At 56.1% G+C, this 19,246-nt stretch carries 13 protein-coding genes; all 13 read right to left on the bottom strand.

Annotated features, from left to right (window positions below; all coding sequences use genetic code 11):
- Nucleotides 1-25: 25 nt before the first annotated feature.
- The 13 genes from HMPREF2682_RS01470 to HMPREF2682_RS01400 all read right to left on the bottom strand — a co-directional run bounded on the left by HMPREF2682_RS01470 (nucleotide 26) and on the right by HMPREF2682_RS01400 (nucleotide 19,129).
- Nucleotides 26-1,435, bottom strand: coding sequence for an SWIM zinc finger family protein (locus HMPREF2682_RS01470; RefSeq protein ID WP_070830745.1), 1,410 nt, complete (start codon nucleotides 1,433-1,435; stop codon nucleotides 26-28).
- 187 nt (nucleotides 1,436-1,622) lie between these two features.
- Nucleotides 1,623-1,880 (bottom strand): preprotein translocase subunit SecG, encoded by a 258-nt coding sequence (gene secG / locus HMPREF2682_RS01465; protein WP_005506130.1) that lies wholly within the window; start codon nucleotides 1,878-1,880, stop codon nucleotides 1,623-1,625.
- 108 nt (nucleotides 1,881-1,988) lie between these two features.
- Nucleotides 1,989-2,453, bottom strand: coding sequence for a hypothetical protein (locus HMPREF2682_RS01460; protein WP_044143857.1), 465 nt, complete (start codon nucleotides 2,451-2,453; stop codon nucleotides 1,989-1,991).
- A gap of 224 nt (nucleotides 2,454-2,677) precedes the next feature.
- A complete protein-coding gene (tpiA, locus tag HMPREF2682_RS01455) occupies nucleotides 2,678-3,454 on the bottom strand; it encodes a triose-phosphate isomerase (protein ID WP_070830743.1) in 777 nt (258 codons plus the stop codon).
- Between the two features lie 244 nt (nucleotides 3,455-3,698).
- A complete protein-coding gene (locus HMPREF2682_RS01450; RefSeq protein ID WP_070830741.1) occupies nucleotides 3,699-4,292 on the bottom strand; it encodes a histidyl-tRNA synthetase in 594 nt (197 codons plus the stop codon).
- Between the two features lie 69 nt (nucleotides 4,293-4,361).
- On the bottom strand, nucleotides 4,362-5,240 hold the full coding sequence (locus tag HMPREF2682_RS01445; protein ID WP_070830739.1) for a DUF6318 family protein: 879 nt from the start codon (nucleotides 5,238-5,240) through the stop codon (nucleotides 4,362-4,364).
- A gap of 2 nt (nucleotides 5,241-5,242) precedes the next feature.
- Entirely contained in the window at nucleotides 5,243-5,836 is a 594-nt protein-coding gene (locus HMPREF2682_RS01440) for a DUF6318 family protein (RefSeq protein ID WP_070830737.1), read from the bottom strand.
- A gap of 95 nt (nucleotides 5,837-5,931) precedes the next feature.
- Nucleotides 5,932-12,780, bottom strand: a complete 6,849-nt coding sequence (locus HMPREF2682_RS01435) for a DUF6531 domain-containing protein (RefSeq protein ID WP_083321744.1) — start codon at nucleotides 12,778-12,780, stop codon at nucleotides 5,932-5,934.
- A 253-nt stretch (nucleotides 12,781-13,033) separates the two neighbouring features.
- The gene (locus HMPREF2682_RS01420) at nucleotides 13,034-13,822 is read right to left on the bottom strand and encodes a DUF6318 family protein (protein ID WP_246827233.1); all 789 of its coding nucleotides are present in this window, start codon (nucleotides 13,820-13,822) and stop codon (nucleotides 13,034-13,036) included.
- Between the two features lie 79 nt (nucleotides 13,823-13,901).
- Nucleotides 13,902-14,492 carry a DUF6318 family protein gene (locus HMPREF2682_RS01415; RefSeq protein WP_070830727.1) on the bottom strand — a complete coding sequence of 197 codons (591 nt, stop codon included), beginning with the start codon at nucleotides 14,490-14,492 and terminating at the stop codon, nucleotides 13,902-13,904.
- Between the two features lie 444 nt (nucleotides 14,493-14,936).
- Complete coding sequence (gene pgk / locus HMPREF2682_RS01410) at nucleotides 14,937-16,160, bottom strand: phosphoglycerate kinase (protein WP_070830725.1); 1,224 nt, start codon at nucleotides 16,158-16,160, stop codon at nucleotides 14,937-14,939.
- A gap of 345 nt (nucleotides 16,161-16,505) precedes the next feature.
- Nucleotides 16,506-17,510, bottom strand: coding sequence for a type I glyceraldehyde-3-phosphate dehydrogenase (gene gap / locus HMPREF2682_RS01405; protein ID WP_005506148.1), 1,005 nt, complete (start codon nucleotides 17,508-17,510; stop codon nucleotides 16,506-16,508).
- Nucleotides 17,511-18,070: 560 nt separating this feature from the next.
- Nucleotides 18,071-19,129, bottom strand: a complete 1,059-nt coding sequence (locus tag HMPREF2682_RS01400) for a DegV family protein (protein ID WP_070830723.1) — start codon at nucleotides 19,127-19,129, stop codon at nucleotides 18,071-18,073.
- Between the last annotated feature and the right edge of the window lie 117 nt (nucleotides 19,130-19,246).

Genomic DNA, 19,246 nt, shown 5'->3' with positions numbered 1-19,246 from the left:
TGCGTGGTGTGTCGGGGCGTTTACCCTAGCCGGCGGCGTGTTCGCGGTAGAGAATGCTGACCGCCAGCGCGTGCTTGCAGGGGCCTCGCGTACCGCGGTACTTCAACCACCAGGGGCAGGAGCAGAGGTACCCCTCCACGGCGTACGGGTCGGCGGGCAGCACCACGGTGTACGTGTTCGCGCCGCTGCGCACACTGTACTCGCCGGTGCCGTGTTCCCCCTCACCGACCCGCTCAATAGCGCCGGAGTCGGCAAGCTTTTTCGCGCCGACCAGGCGCGGGTGCATGGCGGTCAGCGCCTCCGGATGCACAGGCAGCGGGCGGTGGAAATACTCGCCAGCGTGCGCGTCAAAACCAACCTGACCGGAGGAAGCCAGCAGGGCGAGGGCGTCGCGGGTTGCCGCCTCGTCCAGGCCTGCGCGGGCAGACATGACGGGCACATCAATGCGCGGCTCGAAGGAAAGCAGCACGCTAAGCATGTCAGCGTTCTGGGCGGTGTTCGGGTTAGACAGTGCCTGCAGCACGGATCCCTCACCGGAGAATCCGCGTGACTTTTCGGGGCTCAGACCAATGCTCAGGCGCGCGCCGGGCAGGTGCGCCACCCACACGCTGGGCACGGGCGCGTTACCGGCGGTCACGGGCTCACTGTACGCGTCCAGGCGCTGAATGTGGCGGATGAGCGGCTCAAGCACGCGCAGACGCTCGGGGCCCGCCACGCATACAGATCCGGCGGTGGCACGGGTGGCAAGCCGCAGGGAACGCACCGCGCGGGTCGCCCACAGGACCGCCTTGGTGCTGGAGTTACGCGGCAGGGAGTGGATGAAGGTGCGGGCGGCGGCAGCGTCCAGGCTGTGCACGGGGCTCATGCGGGATGAGAGCATCTGCGTTTCTGCAAAGCCCTTGAGCCAACGGATGGGCAGCGGAACTTTTTCTTCCATGACGGAGCCGTCAAGGGTGGTGGTGAGCAGCCCGTCGTCACCGACATTCAGGTGAATGGGCTCCCCTGCCCTGAGGGAGGCGAGCGCGGCGCGCAGGGGCGGGTTGACGTCTACGTTGGTGACGCCTACGGCACTGTGGCTGGCGTCGAGTGCGCTGGAGTCAACGTCGAGGCGCGCGTACACTCCGCAGCAGGCGCTGAACGATTCGAAGCGTAGGCCTTCGGCGGTGCTGGTGACGACGGGGTCTGCGGCACGTAGGGCTCCGGCGAGGGAGCTGGGCGGCACGTAGAAGCGGGTGCGGGCGACCCGGGCGACGACCAGTAGCGCGGTGGCGTAGACGTCTGCTCGTTCGAGGAACCCGGAGAAGAAGTACGGGTGGGAGGCGGCACCTTCGGGGGTGCTGCCGCCGCTGGTGGCGAGGCTGAGCGCGCGGGAGTCGGTGCCGTCGATGAGGGCTGACGGGGCGGTGTACGTGTAGTCGAGGGTGTAGGCGCTCATGGCTTCTTTGCCTTTCGTATGTGGTGTATACGTCCTATCATGCCGTAAAGATTCGCGCCCCGCTACCGCTTTCGTCATTGCCGTTTGGTGCATAAAAAATCCCCGGCATTCTCGGTTGAGAAGTGCCGGGGAGAAGCTCTATTGGCTCACCCTCAATGGGGTGGGCGTGGGCTCTGGCGAGAGGCGACTAGACGACGATCTGGCCGTTGAAGCGCATTGCCAGGCCGTACAGGACCACTGCGATAACCCAGATGACGATCACGGTCACGGTCAGGCGGATCAGGTTCTTGGACGCCATACCGGAGGAGTTCAGGGAGTTGGTCATACCGCCGCCGAACATGTCGGAGAGGCCGCCGCCCTGACCGCGGTTGAGCAGCACAAGCATCACTGCGATCACGCTGGTGATGGCGATGATGACCATGAGTACGTTCATGATGACGTCCATGGGGACCTTCCTTCGTTGTCTTCTGGTGGGGTGTCCGGTCTGCGGGGCGCAGACAGACGGGTTTAACTATACGCTACCGCCGCCATTCGGTCACGTTGAAGCGGCTTTTTACGCGGCGCGGTTGCTGCGGCGCTGGTATTCGCTGGGGGTCAGCTGCAGTGCGGCGGGGCGGTCGGTGAGCACACGCTGGGCGGTGAGTTCGTCACCTTCGGTGTCGTAGGCGCGCACGTACCCGCCGTCGATGAGGTAGTAGGTGAACTGCTGTGCGGCAGCCCAGTAGGCGCCTCCTTCAGCGTAGAAGCCCTGGTCTACCCAGTCGCGCAGGGTGAGGGTCACGGGGATTTCCGGTGAGGAGGTGCGGCTGTAGAGCTGGTCGAGGAATGCTTCTCGGCGGCTCTCGAAGTACTGGTATTCGGGCGAGGGTTCCTGGTATTCTGCGCCGCCCGCGTAGCCGATGTTGCCGCCGTCGTTGCCGGGTAGGCGCGGGGCACTCACTTTGCGGTTGCGCAGGTAGCTGTAGAGGATCATGCCGACGAGGGCTGCGATGACCAGGGAGAATCCAAAGCTGAACATGCCGTTAAGTGTACGGGGCAAACCGCAGGGTCGGCGTGTTCTGGGTGGGTTTTGCGGTTAGGGGCGAACGCGGACGGCTCTTACGCACGCCCCTTACACCCACCTCCTATGCCCTGCTCTTATCCCCCGCCCCTCCCCACCAGCGGTTAAATGGTTCAGCGCCCGGTCGGGTGGGTACCCGCCGGGCGCTGTAACGCTACGAGACGCTATGCTGCGTCGGGGTTTTATGCGTCGAAGCGTGCGATTGCTGCGAACTCTTCAGCCTGCAGGGATGCGCCGCCGACGAGCACGCCGTCCACGTCTTCCTTACCCATGATGGAGGGTGCGGAGGAGGACTTGACGGAGCCGCCGTAGAGAACGCGAACCTTCTCTGCAACGTCTGCGGAGTAGAGCTTAGCGATTTCTGCGCGGATTGCTGCAGACATTTCCTGTGCGTCGTCTGCGGTTGCGACCTTGCCGGTGCCGATTGCCCAGACGGGCTCGTATGCGATGACGAGGGTTTCTGCCTGCTCTGCGGTCAGACCTGCGATGGAGCCGTGCAGCTGCTCGAGGGTGTACTCGACGTGGGTGCCTGCTTCGCGGATTTCGAGGGGCTCACCGACGCAGAGGACGGTGGTCAGGCCGTGCTTGTATGCTGCCTGGACCTTTGCTGCGCACAGCTCGTCGCTTTCGTGGTGGTAGGTGCGGCGCTCGGAGTGGCCGACGAGCACGAAGGTCGCGCCGAGCTTGGAGAGGAATGCGCCGGAGATTTCGCCGGTGTATGCGCCGGAGTCGTGGACGGAGAGGTCCTGGCCGCCGTAGAGGATGTCCAGCTTGTCGCCTTCGACGAGGGTCTGCACGGAGCGGATGTCGGTGAAGGGCGGGAAGACGGCTACTTCAGTTGCGGAGAAGTTGAAGTTTGCGTCGTCGAGGGTCCATGCGAGCTTCTGGACGAGGGTGACTGCCTCTGCGTGGTTGAGGTTCATCTTCCAGTTGCCTGCGATGAGGGGCTTACGCGACATAGTTCGCTCCTTAGCTTTCCCGTACGGTATGCCGTGCGGGGTTGTTGTTCGGAATTTTCCTTTTCTATTTTAGAGGGTTGGCGGCATATTTTCACCGGTTCGGCGCGGTTTTATGCTTCACGTTGACTATTCTCACCCCGCGTTCGCTGATTGCGCGGAACCCCGGATACGAAGTACCGGCAGGGCGGAGCTTAGGGGGCTCTACCCTGCCGGTATTCTGCCGGTGGTGTTTGTCTGCGGTGCGTTAGTAGCGGCTACCCATGAGAGATGCAGTCAGACAAAAAAAGATAATGGTGATGATGATTGTATCGAGTGCCATCGCTCGTGCGCATTTGCCGAGAGACTGTGCCCAGGGTAGCTTGCGAGTGGCGATTGCTTCGGTAATCCAGGCGACGAGTGCACAGTAGGCGAACGCAACGCACGCCCAGATGACGATGCTCATGATAATCAGCCGGGTTGCATTAGGACCTGTCGTATACGTCAGGTACAGCCACATTAGAGGTATCCCGCCGATAGATACTCCTAGCGGAACCGCACCCGGGATACAGACGAGTGCATACAGACCCATACGCTTGGGCTCTGCGGGTGCGTTCTGGGTTGCTACTGCTTCGCTGGGAGCCGCGGATTCGGCACCATCTACGGCGGGGTCATGTTCGGGGCTCTGGAGGGCGGTTGCGGTAGGTGCTGCAGTAGCTTCTACCGTGGTGCTTTCTGCGGCATTGTTCTGCACGGTATTTTCCTGTACAGCATTGCTCTGCGCAGTATTCTCCGGCAAGGGGCCACCCTGCACGGCGCTGTTCTGTGCAGGTGCTCCGGGGTTCTGGGGCGTCTGTTCCATATGTCTCCTTGGGTGGTTGGTGTGGTGTGGTTATTGGTGATGTCGTGCGGCTACCGGGAAGATAGGTTCTTACACCTCTAGCCCTTCGAGGGAGAATCCCGGAGGGTATAGCGGCGTGGCGTCCTTATCGTCTTCCACGAGCACCCAGCGGCCGCGCAGGTGCTCCGCGCAGAGGAACGCGTACTCTTCCTCACCGGTCTTCAAGAACTTATCGATGGGTAGCTTCTCCCCCGTTTCGGATACGTAGAAGACAGCCTCATCACGAATACGTCGCCTTGCTTGGTACCTCAATACCTGGCGCCCATTCTTGCTGCGGTCATTGATGCCGGCGGTGGTAACCTGCACTCGGTACACGTCCTGGTTAGCGATAAGCCAACCGCGGTTTTCCCGATACAGCCGAAGAATCTCGGGTGAAATGATCTCTTCGGGGTTGATCACTTCGGAGAGCGGTTTGGTATCTCCGGTGTAGTAGAAATAGTTCAGGGCTGCGTAAAAGTACGCCTGAAAAATATAGAAACCACCGCGGTTATATTCATTCATTCCCGGCTGCAGAACGGGGTAGGGCACGTTCTGGGCTGCATGCTCTTCGGTTGCAGGCATGTACCTGCCGTTGCGCTCGTAGGCGGTGTAGACAAGCAGACCGGATGAATCACCTTGCTCAGCAAGATTCTGATATTTCTCAGTCGGCTCGAGGGAAGCCAGTACCTTGTCTCGTTTGAAAAGGCGTACTTCTTGCTTTTCCTCGTTGGTGGCGAGGATACCGGTCTGTCGACCGACGATGAGAGCGCCGAGGGTGCCCACGCCTGCTACAGCGAGGGCACGACGAGAAAAACGGGGCTTTCGTGGCTCCTGCTGATGAGCGAGTAGCTGACCAGAAGATACCGGCTGGGCTTCCGGGGAGGAATTCTGCTGGGCGCTCTTCTCCGGTTCCTTGCGTTGGGGATCCATTGTTAGGCCTCCTTTTCGGGAATGAAGTGGATGTCCCATCCGGGGTCGAGGAAACGGGAGCGCAGGGTGCCGTGGATTGCTCCGTCGCGGAGGAGCCCGCGCGTGTCGAATTCGGTGATGGGCTGTAGCTGCCCGGTGTCTTTTCGGAAGACTTTTGCTTCCGGAAGGATATCGAATTTGACGTTCCAGTCGAAGATTTTTTGTTCTTCGTTATGGATGCGCGGCTGCGCCTCAAGGATATGCATGGTCAAGATCTGCTGGTCTGGGGTAATAACCCAGCCTTTTCCGTCGTCAAAGATATCTTGGATGGCGGGGAAGAACATTTCTTGGGCGGTCATTGCATATTCGAGGCGACGCGAATCGGATGCCAAGAGCATATAGTTTTGGCATGCGAAGTAATACTCGCAATGATATTTCAAATATTGCGATGTCATGTCTCGACTGAATGCATTTGTGTAATCCGGTGGCGGCGCAGAATATGCAGGGTGCCGTTGGTCTGCCGGGGTGTAAATCCCGATCAAATCAGTCTCCCGCAATTTATATTCACGCCGATAATCCTTATCGTCGTAAAACGGCTTAGTTATCTTCTCAACCATATTTACGCCTCCTTAAAATAAACCAAACAAATCCATAATCCTAAAACTAAAATAGTTCAATAATAAAATTATTAAACGAGAAATACTTAAAATGATTACCTGTTATATTCTCGCAATGCTCGACCAGCAGGCGTACTCTTGGACGTATTTCTTCCTGTGTACATTCCGGTTCCCTCATCCTTTCCTTCAGCTTCTTGCTGTGAGCTATACATCTGGGGGTCAATATCCACACCTTCATCATCACCGTAGCCGCTACCAACGTACCGTTGGGTAGCATCGACATAAATATTCATACCATGAGAGTCCATACCCGCATCAGCTTTGTCACTTTCTACAATATGTACGCGGTTTGCGGGGTCACCACCTCGAAATGGCGTCATGCTGGGGACAGGATCCGCATAGTTCACCACTGCAACATAATTAAAGTGGTTTTTCAAGTCTTCTTGTTGACGTTCAAGATTTGCTGTCGGCGCACCATAGGTAACAACATTAGATACCTTATATTTATTATTAAATTCCTTATTATTAGCAAGTGAATACGCCACAGCACCACCTTGAGAATGACCAACCATGACAACACGATTTACACCATCTAATTTGGCGTCAGACATCGCTTTCTCCACCATTCGGTGGTAGGGTGACAAATCATCAATTGACTTATTAGAGGAATTTCCAGCCAATCCAAGATTATTTCCAGCAGATCCAAGCTCACCTTGTTTATTTTCAAAATCTGTTCCCGGAATATAAACATATGCAACTTTCTCTCCCGTAATTTCATTTTTATAAACATCAATCTGAATCGAGGAATAACCAGCATTACCTTCAGACTTTTCCATATCCTTAACATACTGATTTTCATTAACTGAATTCATGCGTTGCGCCACTTGATGAATATTCTGCGGAGGAACAGACGGAATATCCCCGCTATGCCCATGCTGTCGCTGAACATTCAAATCCTCAATCTTCGGCTTCAGAGTATCCCTACCCTTCTCGGGATCAAAGGCTGCATAATATGCATAAGTGATTTTCGTTAAAATAAACAACGGGATATAAAAAAGTGCTACGTCAGCAGCAGTAAGACCTAAAGCAGTATAAAAATTATTATTTTCTGTTTCCTGAACCTGGTAATCTCTAAATTCCCTCACCGACATCGGGCGCAAACCCCACGGGTCAGCCAGAGAAATAGGATTCCAGCCCACAAACGAATTCACGTCCGCACCGTGTACAATACCCGGCACCGAGCTCAAAGCGTCAGTGGACACGAAACGGCGCACGCTAGCATCAGCCACACGGAAACCCATGAAATCAAGACCAGCAACATTGATAGAAGAAGCTGCCGGACCAACGCTAACCATGCTAAGACCAGGAACGGTAGGAACAGTAACTACGTCGCTTTCCCACGGGTTAGAGGACATAGACCAGCCCAAGCCATAGCCTAGTTCCTCCGCAGAAGACATATTCTCCAGCGCAGAACCAGCACTCATTCCGCCTACACCCAATACCATAGGCGCTGATGAGACAGCATCCCACACCAAAGGCATAGACGCGCCGGGGACATCAACCGTGGCGCTTGCATTCACAGAGGCAAGCTCACCAGTCATGTCATGGTGCAGTGACCATTCTTCATCACCCTGGCGGATAGCGTTCACCTGCCCCATGGCATCCCAGCCAAGGGCACGCTCACGGCGCTGCCCAGTCAGCTCGTCCGTTGTCACCTCACGAACGCGCTCGCCGGCAACGTTATAGAAATACTCAGTTCGAGAACGCTCTTGAACGGTTCCATCAGCGCCATACTGCACCTCAGAAACAGCACTGACTAGACCAATTGAATTGTGGCTGAAGGCGCGTTCCAGCAGCAGGGCGTTATCTCCCTGCTCACAATTGCGCTTATACAATGCCTCAGCGACCATCATGCCGTTTTCGTAGGTCCAGGTTCGTTCCTGAATACCATCAGATACAGAGATAAGAGCACCAGAAGCATCATAACGATACTTCATAGTGCGCACCGCAGACTTATTTTCTGCATCGTCAAGCGTGCAGACAGCAACACGAGAAGAAGCGTCACGTTCCACATGAGCAGCAAACGTACTGACAGGTGCAGTCCCAGTTCCCAACTCACGGGTACCGGTACGCTCTACCTTGTAGCCCACGGGAACATTCTGAACAGGATCAAGTTCCCACACGGCGTGAGTGTCATCTGTACGCGCCGAAGTCAGGGCACCACACGGAGCATGGGTAAATTCCATCTCCCTGGTACGAGCAAAGACGTCCTTGGACTGGGCGTGGCGCACTCGACCCGCACCGTCACGCATCCAGCGGACTGAACCGTACGGGTTGCTACTCGTTACCAGAACACCATCTGCATCGTAGGTATAGTTCAGCGTGTACTCACCACGCTGCTTAAACGCTTGCAAGGCATGCAGAGTACGCTGGTTCGCGTCTGGGGCGCGAAGAACACCCGTGGTGTGATCAGCAATAGACACCGTACTTGAGATGCGCTTCATGCTCATATCACCATGGGGTACGCGAGTACGGCTCAGCAACCTGCCAGATGCAGAGTACTCATAGATGTGCTCTGCCTTTGCATCATTGACCGAAACCTTCAACGTGCCCTGCAGCGAACCACGTCCACTCATCAAGGAATATTCAAAAGTTCCCTGAACTTCACCATCAACCATGACTGAGCGGAGTACACCACCACGAGCGTAATCGTACTCAAACGAACGGATACGTTCGCCGTCATTCATCGTCAGAAGACGGCCTGCAGCATCGTAGGAGAAAGTACGTACGAGAGAGTCTGCCGCACTTTCAACCGTAAAACTTGTAGCCGAGCGTTCTTCACGCAGAAGGCGTCCTGCCGCGTCCCATTCATAGCTCGTTACGATACCCGCAGGCGTAATCCAGTGCAGAGGACGTGCGAGGGCATCATACTCACAGCGGGAGGTGCCGCCCAAAGCGTCTTCAACGTTAACAAGGCGACCTGCCGCATCGTATGAGAAAGAACGAGTACCTTCAACGCTATCTTCAATACGCGCAATAAGTCCCCGTGAAGTATAGCTGTAGCAGGTAACCTTCTCCCCCGTATCTTCTTTAATGCGTCGGCCAGCAGCATCGTAGGTGTACTGCACAAGACGCGACGGGGTTGCTGAAGCATCTGCAGAATCCCGAATGGTCTTCGCCAACAGGCGACCTGCAGCATCATAGGTAAAGATAGTTTCCAGGTAACCTTCGTCAGTGTCGAGCTCACTCGTCTTCTTGAGAACCTTCTGACTGATACAACGACCTGCAGCATCATATTCAAAGATGGTCTCTCGACCAGCTGCGCTAACGCTACGATTCATGCGCCCCTGAGAATCATACTCGAAGCTAACTACCGCTCCATTTGCAGAGATAATCTGAGCAACCTGGCTCTGAGCGTTATACCCAGCCTGTGCAAAACTATCAGAGGAAGAGCTGAGAAGGATAGAGGCATCCGGAATATTCAACTTAGGAACGGGCACCCCAAAGAGAGCCGCCATATCTTGACGGTTCTCATACATCGTAATAACAGACGGAAGATGAGTAGCAGGAAGGGTACTGTCGACTCGCGATACGTTATTGAGGGAACCCAAAACAGTGGGAACACGAAGTTCCGGCTGCACCAAGCTCCACGACGCCCAAGGACCCGCAGGACGCTCAGAAAGCTGCTTACCTGCTGAAGCAAAAGCAAGCCCCGCAAGAGAAGAATCAGAGTGCAAGGAGCCAGCGGGACCCAGACCCGGCACCATAGTCATCAGAGAATTTGACGCAGAAACAACTCGTCCCAGGGCATCAGTTACAACGGCATAGTTACCGGGTGCGCCCTCAACTCGCATCGAGTACTCACCGTGAGAGCGCGAGTGGGTAATACTCAAAGCTACACCAGTAGCGTCCACAATGCGGCTCAGGTCGCCAGTTAGAGAATACTCATACTCGGTACGAGCCCCACAGGGGTCAACAATAGCGACGAGCTGCGAGAGTTCGTCGTATTCATAATGGGTCTGAGCTCCTGCGGCATCAGTCATGGAGATAACGTTGCCCCAAGTGTCGCGTTCGACACTGGTTCGATTACCCATAGGGTCAATCACAGTGCTTAGGTGACCAGCCGAGTATTCAAAAGTAGTGATGTTACCTTCAGGGTCGGTCAGCGCTGTCAAGTGCTGCTCGGAGGTCGGCGTAGCATTCTGAGCTGCCTCTTCATAGGACAAACCCCAACGAGCACCCATCGCGTCGACCACCGTGCTGAGGCGCCCGCTCGCATCCCACTCAAAATACTGGGTATCGCCGAGGGGATTAGTTACTGAGCAAAGGTTGCCGGCAGCATCATACGAATACTGCGCTTGAGCACCACTAGAATCCGTGGAGCTCAGAAGCTGTCCACGGTCATTGTACGTAAAGTGCTGTTTGAATCCTGATGCGTCAGTGACGGCGGTGCAGTGACCGGCGTTGTCCCATTCAAGATAAGTTGTATTGTCTCCGTTACGGGTAATAGTCAGAGGGTTAGGGTCCAGTGGGTTCTGGGAGTAGGTATAGCGTGTTTCGGTGAGAGTGCCTGCACGCCGATCCTTATTCATAATTCGGTGGGCAAGCATACGGTCATACTCATCCCACGTATAGCGGTGGACTGCACCTTCTGGAGTATTTTCCGAGACAAGGCGAGCACGTTCATCGTAGCTACGATGAGTCACAGATCCGTCACGCTCGCAAATATAGGTACGGTAACCGTAGGAGTTGTATCGCATGGACTGGCGGCTTCCGTCACCAGCCACGAGGGAAACAAGCTGACCGTGTTCATTTGAGCGCCAAATATTAGCGTGCTCACCGGTTCCGGAATCTTCAATCACGGTCATTAGACCGTGCTCATAGCGGTAGCTAATATTTCGACCATGCTCGGTCTTCTGGGCTACGATGCGACCGTCAGCGTCATAGCTATTCTCAACCTCGCAATACCCCGTTTCGTTCCAGACACGGTGAATGAGGTTATCCTCCGTCTGTTCATAATGGCGGGTACCATCAGGTCGCTGAACTTCACAAAGTACACCAGCAGAATTGTAGATATAGAGCACATCGTTCAGCTGGCTTTCAGCCTGCCCTGATGATTGTTCTTCAGAGGAGCCTCCACCGAAGTTGACGAGAGATGCTCCAGATACAAAATCCTGTGCATCATAGCTGACAATAATGCCCTGCGCGCTAAGAGGCTGAATTAAAGCGCTCGGTCGCTGCGCTACGAACTCCTCATCAGCATTAGCCTTTGGACCACGGCTGTACAGAGCAACTACAGCTGAGCTGGGGTGCCCCTCCATGAAAGCAACCAATTCGCCCGAAGGAGCATAGAAATAACGGCTACCAAAATGGTTAGTAACAGACCAGTAGTAGCTGGGTGCAGACGATTCCGTTACTTTAATAGTTGCTGGCAGTAGATGATGGGCGGACTTGACCGCTTTATTCACAGCAGAGTACAGGGCGCACCAAAGTGCCTCTTGTCCTTCGGTATTTTCTTCGAAGGGCGCAGAGGCTGATTCCACATTATGTGTAGGTGCCGCGTCTAGAACCGACTCGGTTACCTTCTCCAGCCAGTAGGGGGCGTTGGGGGTCCGTGCATACCCGCTAGCTGAGTTAGCATCACGTTCAAAGACGAGTTCACGACCGTCAGCAGTGTGCCATGAGATGCTGTCGGAGTTTTGTTCAAGTCGGCTGTCCAACATGCTTGACCAGCCCTTACCAAAAGCACCACGAGGGGTATTCGGGAGGGCGGCGAGAACACTGTTGTAGGTACGCTCAAGACGTAGCACCGAGTTCACGCGAGAGCGAAGATCAACTTCACTTTCAATGAAGTTACCGGTTGCAACGTTAACCGGGTCATTTGCATAGCCAGATGAGATATTTACACCAGTAATGCTCGCGCCAGGAACCTGCAGTAGGTGATGCATGGGAATATCATCATGCATCAGCTCATTCAGAAGGTTCATGTCGAGGCTAATTTGAGCCTTTGCCCCAGGTCCTGAAAGTTCTTCGTGATGTTCAATAGCCGGTTTTTCCAGGTAACCACGACTTGCGACATCAAACATCGTTTGAGCAAGCTTACCCAACCAATGGACATCTGCATCGACATCCTCAATCCAGGTGTGCAACGCAGCAATCAATGAGTCGGCGTTAAAAGTTCCCCATGAAGTATTTGAACGAAACTGAGCATAGGTGGATGCAACGCGAAGCTGCGCCTGACCAAGTTCAGCATTCATAGAAAGATTAACCTGACGATGCTGATATGCATTATGCGGAATGATGGAAACCGTGGAACCAGCAGAGGCAATTGCAGCACGGGTATTCACACGCTGAGTACCCCGAGCGGAGGAGTTTTCCTCCGCAAAACGACCAAGAGTGCTCTGAGAGGCTCCCGAAGATACAGCGCTTCCCTGACCACCGGTAAGGGAATCTGCTACAGGGCGGGGTGTGTAGACCTCAAAATGCGGAGGGTGGGAAGGCATAGGACGAGGGGGAACCTCAAGATTGAGGTCATCGACACTATACCCGCCTTGATGAAGGTCATACTCAAACCTCTTACGATCACGAGCTCTTTGCTTACGTTCGTTGAGCTTCTCCCATTCAGTAATCTCTCGGCGGATGCGTTCTTCCTCGCGGGCAGCACGAATGTAAGTCTCCATATTACGAGCTGCATTGCTGAAGCATTCTTTAAACTCTCGCAACAGCGCAAATGACGAAGCAAGCTTTGCTCTATACACTCGTGCATAGCCACCGGTGAACCCCTCCAAAGCGAGCTGAGCGGCACCGCAAGTACCATCGGCGCCATAGCGGGCAGGGAGCTGATGCTCAATTACCTGAGTTAGATGCGTCAAATGCGTTTTGAGAGCCTCAGCACTCTCAAAGTCAAAAGGAACAGCTTCAGTATTAGCGTGGACGTAACCCATATATTTACTTCCGGAAGTTGATGTGACGGTAAACGAGCTTCCTCGCTCACACTCGTTGCATGTGTGTTCCCTCTCGGTGACAGTGAGAATCACACACCCTTCAAGGTAACACACGCACACTCTGCACACGAACTCAGCAAGACAGATTCCACCCCACCTAGCCGCTCACGAAGCATCCATCTCAAAAGCCCAGCGAGAAACCCCCACCAGTACAGTACCGAAAGTACTGCCCGGCGGGGGTCCTAGAAAAGCACTACAGCTGCCCGAATCCTTGCGGGTAGATTGGCTCGTAGGTGTTGCGGATGCTGTAGCCGTCGCGGTCAGCCACAATCACCCACTGCCCGCGCAGATGCTCCACAGCCAGCGAGAAACGCCCCAGGTACCTCAAATATTTGTGAATATCCTGCTTCTCGCCCGTCTCCTTAACATAAAACGCGAGGTTCGTAGCCTTATTCGTGTACAGGGTGCTCACCAGGATATTTCGGCTCGTATTTTTAGGTTTCTCACCCGCAATAAGATCATCAACAACGTTGGCGCTCAGCACGTTCTTGTCAGCCGAAATAACCCATCCGCGCTTCTCCCTGTACAGGCGAAGAATTTCGGGGTGCAGCACCTTTTCCGGGTCCGTGACCTTAGAAAGAGGCTCCGTATCGCCCGTGTGGTAGAAGTAATTCATCGACGCGAAGTAGTACGCCAAGAACGCGTACAGGCCAGCGCGGTCGTAGTTATCCATTCCGGGCTGCTGAATAGGGTACGGCACGTTCTGCGCAGCCTGCGCCTCGGTAGCAGGGATGAAGCGGCCCTTACGCTCAAACGCCGTGTAGACGAGCGGCCCGGAGGAGGGCCCCATGCTGTTGAGCGCATCGTACTTCTCCGTGGGTTCCAGGCGCACAAATTCCTGGTCACGCTTCTTATCGGCCTGGGACTCCGAGCCCGTCCCGTTGAGCAGTTTAGCGCCCCAGCCAAACGCTACCGCGACGAGGGCGGCACCGGCGAACACGCCAGCTCGTATAAACTTGGCGCGAGTGATCACAGACCTCATATACGCACGTTGCTCGTTATATCCAGGTCGGTTATATCCGGGTCCGCCAAAGTTACTCGTCATGCTTCTCTCCCCTCCCCTAGCTCAGGCTATTTTCTGGAATGAATTGGACGGGCCTCCACTCATTCGTGAATTGCGTGCGTAGAGTCCCGTAGATTGCGCCGTCACGGATTAGGCCGCGCGTATCAAAATCGGTGATGGGGTACACCTGGTTCGTGTCTTTGCGGTACACCCGAACTTCGGGCAGGATATCGAACCGCACGTTCCATTCCACAATTTTTAGCGTCTCATCGATGAGGCGCGGCTGCCCCTCCAGCAGGTTCATGGTCAGAATCTGGGGGTTAGGGGTAATGACCCAGCCCTTACCTTCTTCATAGAGGTCCTGGATGGCGGGGAAGAACATTTCTTCGCTGATATTGTCAATCTTCAGAACTGCCGGTTCCGAGGCGAGAATCATGTAGTTTTGGCAGGCGTAGTAGTAGCCCAGGTAGGGGCGCAGGTTCCTCGCCGCATAGTGCCTCGGCCTGTACCTCACGCCCGGGGCGGGCGCCGAGTAGGCGGGGTGATCCCGGTTTGCGGGCGTGTAGGGCCCAATCACGCCATCGGCAACGTACGGGTATGTTCCGGTGTAGTCTTTTTCGTCAAAGAGCGCTTGAGTGTCTATGGGCATTCTTTCCCTCCCTGGATTCCATGTTCATGAGCTACTGAGTACACGAGCTGCTGAGTTTGCGAGCTGCCGAGGTGGTTCTGGGCTACTCGCGGGTAGCTGGGCTCCACGGCTGGGCGTCTTCGCCCGCCTGTATTTGCTTGTTTGTAGAGGTGCGTGCGCTCCCCCGCGGCAACCGTATGGATGTTGCCCCGTAGGCGGCGGGAACCTCTACATTTCCAGTCTAGTAAAGCCACTCCTCAGCCTCCCCGATACAGGCGGCGAATCCAGGGAATCCACAGCATATAGCCAGGAAACAGCCCCACCCCTGCCCGCGCAGGATTATTCGGGCATGAGCGGGCATGCAGAAACCCCCGCCGGAACGGTACCGAAATACCGCCCCGACAGGGGTTTCATGCGCTAAAACTCTGCGCTACTGTACGTAGAGTCAGATGAGCCGCGCCCAGATTAGGCGCCCAGTGCCTCCAGGCCGGGCAGGGTCTTACCCTCAATGTACTCGAGGGAAGCGCCACCACCGGTGGAGATGTGGCCGAACTGCTCATCCTTGAAGCCCAGGTTACGGACTGCAGATGCGGAGTCGCCACCACCAATGATGGAGAACGCGTCAGAGTCGACGATAGCCTGTGCCACCGCGCGGGTACCCTCAGCGAAGGGAGCAATCTCGAACACGCCAACGGGGCCGTTCCAGAAGATGGTCTTTGCGCCCTTGATCTTCTCAGCGAAAATCTCAGCAGTCTTGGGACCAATGTCCAGGCCCTCAGCCTCTGCGCCCAGCTTGCCGCCGGTCAGGTCCTCAATCGGGCGAATCTCGGTGTTAGCGTCAGCGGAGAATGCGTCAGCCCAGACAACATCCACTGCGGTGATGATCTCGGTGCCCTTCTCGGGAGCTTCCTTCAGGTAACGCAGAACGTTGTCGACCTGGTCCTTCTCCAGCAGCGACTGGCCAACCTCGTAGCCCTGTGCGTATGCGAAGGTGTAGCCCATGCCGCCACCAATGAGGATGGTGTCAGCCTTACCGATCAGGTTGTCAATCACGGCGAGCTTATCGGAAACCTTAGCGCCGCCCATGACCACAACGAAGGGACGCTCGGGGTCGTTCAGGGTCTTAGCCAGAACGTCAACTTCCTTCTTCACCAGGTCACCCAGGTATGCGGGCAGACGCTTAGCAACGTCGTAGACGGAAGCGTGCTTGCGGTGAACTGCACCGAATGCGTCGTTCACGTATGCGCCGTTCTCGCCGGTCAGTGCGACCAGCTCGTCAGCGAATTCGCCGCGCTCAGCGTCGTCCTTGGAGGTCTCGCGTGCATCGTAGCGGACGTTCTCAACGACCAGAACTTCGCCGTCAGCCAGAGCTGCTGCCTTAGCCTTTGCGTCCTCGCCTACCAGGTCGGTTGCAACCTTCACGGGCACGGATGCCAGCTCAGCCAGGCGTGCAGCTGCCGGTGCGATGGAGTACTGGGGGTCGACCTTGCCCTTGGGGCGGCCCAGGTGTGCGGTCACGATAACGCGTGCGCCAGCCTTGGCAAGCTTCTCAATGACGGGCAGGGATGCGCGGACGCGGCCGTCGTCGGTGACAACGCCGTCCTTCAGGGGTACGTTCAGGTCGGAACGGACGAGAACGTGGCGGCCTGCGACGCCTTCTTCGAGCAGTTCGGACAGTGCCTTAGCCATAGGAATTCCTCCTGGATAGGTGGGTTTATATACCGTTTCCATCATACCGAATAATAGGGTGTTTGACAGCCTAGTAAATAGCTTTTATATGGTGTTTTTCCGCAGAATATCGCGGATATTCGCACTCCATAAAACCTATTTTCTTACGGTATTTTTGACTCAAAAAGAGCGACGGAAAACAGTATGTTTATACATTTTTAAGAGGTTTATTCAAGACCCTTACAAAAGAGTCTTGGTACAGCAAACCCCGACTCCCCCGCTTAATGCGGTGGTGCCGGGGTTCACTATGCGTTAGTTACGCGGGGTGACGCTTACATTCAGTGAGCGTCGTAAGCCTATTGGGGCTTAGAGGGATGCCACAACCTTGTTGGTGAACATCACGAGGCGTGCAACGTAGCCGTACTCGTTGTCGTACCAAGCGATAACCTTCACCTGGTCGCCGATGACCTTGGTCAGCGGTGCGTCGAAGACGGTGGAGATGGGCTCACCCTCGATGTCCTTGGACACAATGGGATCCTCGTTGTACTTGATGATGCCCTTCATGGGGCCCTCAGCTGCTGCCTTGACTGCTGCGTTGACTTCCTCAACGGTGACCTCGCGCTCAGCGGTGAAGGTCAGGTCGGTGATGGAGCCGGTGATGGTGGGAACGCGGACTGCGAAGCCGTCCAGCTTACCCTTCAGCTCGGGCAGAACCAGGCCAACAGCTGCTGCTGCACCGGTGGAGGTGGGGACCATGTTCACAGCTGCTGCGCGTGCACGGCGCAGGTCGCGGTGGGGAGCATCCTGCAGACGCTGGTCAGCGGTGTATGCGTGGATGGTGGTCATCAGACCCTGCTTGATGCCGAATGCATCGTTCAGAACCTTAGCCATCGGAGCGAGGCAGTTGGTGGTGCAGGATGCGTTGGAGACGATGTGGTGGTTAGCTGCATCGTACTGGTCGTCGTTCACGCCCATGACGAAGGTGCCGTCGATGTTCTTACCGGGAGCGGAGAGGATAACCTTCTTAGCGCCAGCCTCGATGTGTGCCTTTGCCTTGCTGCCTTCGGTGAAGAAACCGGTGGACTCGAGGACTACGTCAACGCCCAGGTCCTTCCAGGGGAGGTTCTGGGGGTCGCGCTCAGCGAGGATCTTGATTTCCTTGCCGTCAACAACCAGTGCGCCTTCCTTGACCTCAACCTCTGCGTTGAAGCGACCCATGATGGAGTCGTACTTGAGCAGGTGTGCCAGGGTCTCAACATCGGTGAGGTCGTTGATTGCGACGATCTCGAAGCCGACGCCCTCGGTCTGAGCTGCGCGGAAGAAGGTGCGGCCGATGCGGCCGAAGCCGTTGATTGCTACGCGTACAGTCACTGGAGTATCTCCTTGTCAGTGCGTTGGTGGCGGTGTACAAATCCGATGCCTTGCAGGCTCTGGTTTAGTCGGATTCGTCCGTGCTCTATGTTGCCCGGTGCGTTCCGCCGTTGTTGGTAACAATCCTACCTTAGTTTGTGTGTGTTTTGGTGTGTTCCATCAAGAAATTTTTGTGAGTTATGCCATAAAAACCGGCAAAAACCCGTTGTTTTCTGTTGGTTTGCGTTGTGTTCACCCTTAGAAAATGTTGCGATACGGTCATGGCAACATAAACACACATGAAACGCACATTTGTCGAAAACCGCGCCATATCAAGGCAAAATGTGAGGGTAAAAAATACCCTTTCACTTGCGAATGGCTTTCAAAGAGGCCCCTCGAACTCACGGGCAGTGCAAATTCTCACGCGAAAACAGACGACCCCAACGTAAGACACACCACAGCCCAAAAACGGGTTAAAAACACCCCCGGTGCGCAGTTTTCGTGTCGCATTCCGTGTCGCCCGCGGCGCGGTACTGGGAGATGCAACACGAGCGCCCCGAATGAGCGGTTAGTACACGATCCTAATAAACAACCAGCGCCACAGCGCCCAACCCTGAATGAGCCGACAGCACCGGCGGCAACGCACTCACCAAAAACTCCGGCGCCGAAGAAACGGCGGCTTCATGAACTAGGGAGCTCTCCCCCAGCATCTGCTGAACCTGCTCGTACAGCTGCACCGCCTGCGCCGCATTGCCCACATGATGTACCGCAACCACCTCACCGCGCGGGGTCGCAGTAAGAGAAGAATTAGCGGGGTCGGCGGCGGTAGAGCTTGCGGAGGCAGAGTTGAGCGCCGCCGCATGCCGATGCTCACGGCAGGTCTGCACCGTCACCTCCACCAGGCGTTCCAGGGCGCGCGCCGCCGTGCGGGGACGCTCCACATACGCCAGCTTGCCCTCGGTGATCGTGCCAATCGGCTTAATCTGGAACATCTGCCCCACCATCGCCAACGCCGGAGAAACACGACCGCCGCGGCGCAGCGCATCCAGGGTCGGGATGTAGAAGTAGAGCGTAGACTGCTCGCAGACGGACTGAATGTAGTCCACCAGCTGCACCGCAGTCGGATAGTCAGAGCTCGGGCAGTCAGGGCTCGGAACAAAATCAGAGGATGCAGAGTTCAGCACCTCCAGGGCACGCACCACCGCGTGACCGTAGGCGCCCGCGACCGTGCGGCTATCCACCACGCTCACACCCTCGGAACCCAGGCGGCTCAGGCGGGCACCGGTGCGCGCCGCCTCCACCGTGCCCGAAAGCTCACCGGACAGGTGCACAGACACCACGTGCGTAAAACCGCGCGACGCCAACTCGTCATACACATCAGCGAACACACCCGGCGCGGGCCCGGAAGTGCTCACGGTCTGACCCATCACGTGCGCGAGCATAATCGCCTCGTCCACCTCGGCGGCGGTCAAATCCTGCAGCTGACGGTCCGGCGCGCCCGGCGTGCGAATAGTCACCGGCATTGGAACCAGCGCAAAATTACCGCGAGCGCTCAGACGCTGAACCAGCTCCGGGTCGAGGGCTGCGGCGCTATCGGTAACCACGGCAATGCGGTTCTCTGCTTTGTTCTCTCGCTCCATATTCCGACCCTTCTTCCGGTTCGTCAGTGCATGATTCGACGACAAACCCTCTCCTAGCGTTCCCTGAACATTATGGCACTCATCACTACTGCAGTACAGCAAAGCCCCGCCGCGCCT

The organism is Rothia sp. HMSC061D12, assembly GCF_001836735.1.
Lineage (GTDB): Bacteria > Actinomycetota > Actinomycetes > Actinomycetales > Micrococcaceae > Rothia.
This window is presented reverse-complemented; position numbering and strand designations above follow the sequence as displayed.

What these genes read in the sequence shown, in the direction of transcription:
- HMPREF2682_RS01460 (WP_044143857.1), bottom strand. Translation starts at nt 2,453, where the DNA reads ATGTTCAGCTTTGGATTCTCCCTGGTCATCGCAGCCCTCGTCGGCATG.
- tpiA (WP_070830743.1), bottom strand. Translation starts at nt 3,454, where the DNA reads ATGTCGCGTAAGCCCCTCATCGCAGGCAACTGGAAGATGAACCTCAAC.
- HMPREF2682_RS01445 (WP_070830739.1), bottom strand. Translation starts at nt 5,240, where the DNA reads ATGGATCCCCAACGCAAGGAACCGGAGAAGAGCGCCCAGCAGAATTCC.
- secG (WP_005506130.1), bottom strand. Translation starts at nt 1,880, where the DNA reads ATGGACGTCATCATGAACGTACTCATGGTCATCATCGCCATCACCAGC.
- HMPREF2682_RS01420 (WP_246827233.1), bottom strand. Translation starts at nt 13,822, where the DNA reads ATGAGGTCTGTGATCACTCGCGCCAAGTTTATACGAGCTGGCGTGTTC.
- HMPREF2682_RS01470 (WP_070830745.1), bottom strand. Translation starts at nt 1,435, where the DNA reads ATGAGCGCCTACACCCTCGACTACACGTACACCGCCCCGTCAGCCCTC.
- HMPREF2682_RS01400 (WP_070830723.1), bottom strand. Translation starts at nt 19,129, where the DNA reads ATGGAGCGAGAGAACAAAGCAGAGAACCGCATTGCCGTGGTTACCGAT.
- HMPREF2682_RS01450 (WP_070830741.1), bottom strand. Translation starts at nt 4,292, where the DNA reads ATGGAACAGACGCCCCAGAACCCCGGAGCACCTGCACAGAACAGCGCC.
- pgk (WP_070830725.1), bottom strand. Translation starts at nt 16,160, where the DNA reads ATGGCTAAGGCACTGTCCGAACTGCTCGAAGAAGGCGTCGCAGGCCGC.
- HMPREF2682_RS01435 (WP_083321744.1), bottom strand. Translation starts at nt 12,780, where the DNA reads ATGGGTTACGTCCACGCTAATACTGAAGCTGTTCCTTTTGACTTTGAG.
- HMPREF2682_RS01440 (WP_070830737.1), bottom strand. Translation starts at nt 5,836, where the DNA reads ATGGTTGAGAAGATAACTAAGCCGTTTTACGACGATAAGGATTATCGG.
- HMPREF2682_RS01415 (WP_070830727.1), bottom strand. Translation starts at nt 14,492, where the DNA reads ATGCCCATAGACACTCAAGCGCTCTTTGACGAAAAAGACTACACCGGA.